3 protein-coding genes are annotated in these 3,036 nt (G+C 71.7%); 1 reads left to right on the forward strand and 2 read right to left on the reverse strand.

Annotated elements, in window-relative coordinates:
• Positions 1–53: 53 nt before the first annotated feature.
• Together LOY02_RS18105 and LOY02_RS18110 are read right to left on the reverse strand one after the other, a co-directional pair.
• A complete protein-coding gene (locus LOY02_RS18105) occupies positions 54–938 on the reverse strand; it encodes a carbohydrate kinase family protein (RefSeq protein WP_317183765.1) in 885 nt (294 codons plus the stop codon).
• Complete coding sequence (locus LOY02_RS18110) at positions 938–1,867, reverse strand: pseudouridine-5'-phosphate glycosidase (protein WP_317183766.1); 930 nt, start codon at positions 1,865–1,867, stop codon at positions 938–940. Before LOY02_RS18110 ends, LOY02_RS18105 begins: the two co-directional genes overlap by 1 nt.
• Positions 1,868–1,990: 123 nt before the next feature.
• On the opposite strand from LOY02_RS18110, the gene LOY02_RS18115 reads away from it, so the two are divergent.
• A partial coding sequence (locus LOY02_RS18115) for a YbfB/YjiJ family MFS transporter (protein ID WP_317183767.1) occupies positions 1,991–3,036 on the forward strand: 1,046 nt, incomplete at its 3' end.

A 3,036-nucleotide genomic window follows, 5' to 3' on the forward strand; every position in this document is an offset into this window, starting at 1 on the left:
GGGCTCGGGGGCTCACGCACTGACCCGCGAGACGGGTCAGTGTGTGAGTCGTCCTACTCGCCGGATCCCTCCGTCGCGCCGGGGCTGCGAAGGACGCGCGCTGCCAGGGCATGCGCCGCCTCGCAGCTGCGGAGGAGGTCACCTCCGTTGCGGAGGTAGGCCGTGAGGAATCCCGCATTGAAGGCGTCGCCGGCTCCGGTGAGATCGCGCACGTCCTCCACAGGCGGCACGGGCACCGTCGCGACGACCTCGCCGTCCTTGATCAGGGTCGTCGCGTCCTTCCCGCGCCTGGCGAGCAGCAGCGCGCCGGGTAACCGGGCCAAGCCCGGCCCCGGCACGCCCTCGTCGGCGAGCCCGAGGAGCCGGCACTCGTCCTCGTTGGCGCTGATGAAGTCGGGGCGGCACCGCTCGACGAGGTCCAGGAATGCGGCGACCCCGTAGTGGTCGATGAGGCCCGCGGAGGACATGTCCAACGACACGAGCGCTCCCCGGTCGTGCTGCCGCACGACCGCGTCGAGCACCGCGCCCGCAGTGGGTCCGGTCTCGAAGGAGTAGGCGGTGACATGCAGGATCTCCAGGTCATCGAGCCACGACGGGTCGATGGGCTCCAACAGCGCGCTGGCCCCCCTGGACGGGAACATCGTGCGCTCGCCGTGCTCGTCGATGAGCAGGACGATCGTCCCGGTCTGCCCACGCACCTGCAGCCGGACGTCGACCCCGTGGCTCGCGAGCTCCTCCCGCAGGGCATGGCCACCGAGGTCGTCGCCCACGCAGCCGATGAACCGCGTCGGATATCTCGACCCCGCGAACGCCGCGACGTTGGCTGCGGAGCCTCCCCTGCGCAGGACGATCTCCGACTTCGTGTCCGTCGCCCGGCGCTGGGGCTCGAGCTGCCAGATGACGACGTCCTGGACGACGTCGCCGATGACGCCGAGCACTACTGGGTCCGCTGGACGAGAGCCGTGGCGACCTCGCAGGCCAGCCGGATGTTGTTGCGGTAGAGAGCCACGTTCGCGTCGAGGCTGCGGCCGTCGGTGGCGCGGCGAATGTAGTCGAGCAGGTAGGGCGTTGATGCCTGCCCCCCGATACCGTCGCGCTCGGCTGCGGCCCAGGCCGCCTCGATGACGCCATCGAGCTCGCCCGGGTCGAGCTGCTCGGCCTCGGGCACCGGGTTTGCCACGAGCACGCCGCTCGGGACACCCAGGGCCCGCTGGGTCGTGAGGACCGTGGCGATGTCCTCGGGCGTGTCCAGACGGGCTCCCACGGGGTAGCCGGAGTCGACGACGTAGAAGCCGGGATAGCGGTTCGTGCGGTAGCCGACGACCGGGACGCTCAGCGTCTCGAAGCGCTCGAGCGTGGCGGGGATGTCGAGGATCGCCTTGGCGCCGGAGCTGATGAGCACGATCGAGGTGCGCGACATCGCGATGAGGTCGGCCGACTCGTCGAACGTCTTGTCCGCGCCGTGGTGCACACCGCCGAGGCCACCGGTCGCGAAGACGTCGATGCCGGCCGCCCGGGCCAGGAAGGCCGTTGCCGCGATCGTGGTGCCGGCGTTCTTCCTCGTCACCGCACCGATCGACAGCTCCCGGATCGAGGCCTTGTCGGCGTCGTCGTCCGCCCCGAGCTCGCGGATCTCGTCGTGGGTCAGGCCCACGACGGGCGTCCCGTGGTGCACGCCGATGGTCGCGGGCACTGCGCCCGCGGCCCGGATGATCTCCTCGCCCTCGATGGCCACCTCGACGTTGCGCGGGCGCGGCAGACCGTGGGTGAAGATCGTCGACTCCAGTGCAACGACGGGGGTGGCCGCTTCCAGGGCCTCGGCGACGTGCTCTCCGATGCGGATGACGGACGGGACGGTGGTCGACATGGCGATCCTCTCGGGAGCGTGGGCGTTCGTGCGATGGCGGCTCACCCCTACGCTACGGGCCGCCACGGTTCTCGTCTGGCGGTCGCCGTCTCACGCACCCGTCCGTTGTGATGGGATGCCGGGATGGCGAGGAGAAGCAGGGACCGCGGGGATGGCCTGCTGCTCGTGGCCCTTGGCCTGGCCGCCGGCCCTCTCGTCGCGCTGGGACTGGCGCGGTTCGCCTACGCGCTGCTGCTGCCGGCCATGCGCGACGACCTCGACTGGTCCTACGCCGCCGCGGGTGCCATGAACACGGCGAACGCGGCCGGCTACCTCGTCGGCGCGCTGGCCGCCACGTCGGTCGCGAGGGCGGTCGGGTCGCGGCGTGCCTTCCTCGCGGGGACGGCGATGACCACCGTCGCGCTCTGCCTGCCGGCCGTGACCTCCGCCTTCCCGGTGCTCTTGGTCATCCGGTTCGTCGCCGGCGTGTCCGGCGCCTTCGCGTTCATCATCGGGGCCGCTCTCGTGGCCGAGGCGAGCCACCGGGGATCACGCGGTCGGGCGGCGCTGCTGCTCGGTGTCTACTTCGGCGGCTCCGGGACGGGGATCGTCCTCGCGGGACTGCTCGTCCCGCTCGTCCTCGACCTCACCGGTGGCAGCGGATGGCGACAGGGCTGGCTCGGGCTGGGCGCTCTCGGCGCCGTGGCCACCGTCGCGGCCGTCCTCGCCGCCCGCCATGTCGGCGACCCTGCCCCGCCTGAGGACCACGCGCGTCGGTGGGACCGGCGGCAGATCACCTGGCTGGTCACGGCGTACACGTGCTTCGGCATGGGCTACATCGCCTACCTGACCTTCATCAGCGAGTACCTCACCGAGAACGGCATCGTCGGACCGGTCATCGCCGGGTTCTGGGCCGTCGTAGGCGTCACCGCAGCCGTGTCAGGGCCGCTGTGGGGTCCGGTGCTCGGCCGCCTCGGCGGCTCCCGCGGGATGGCCGTCGTCATGGTCGTGCTCGCGGTGGGCACCGTGCTGCCGGTGGTGTTCGGCGGACCCATGGCCGCGTACCTGTCCGGGCTCGTGGTCGGGGGCAGCTTCCTGGGTGTGGTCACCGCAGTCACCATCTCGGTGCGGGAGATCCTGCCGCAGCCGCTGTGGACGGCAGGCCTGGCCTTCGCCACCATCGCCTTCGG

The organism is Intrasporangium sp. (assembly GCF_032907665.1).
Lineage (GTDB): Bacteria > Actinomycetota > Actinomycetes > Actinomycetales > Dermatophilaceae > Intrasporangium.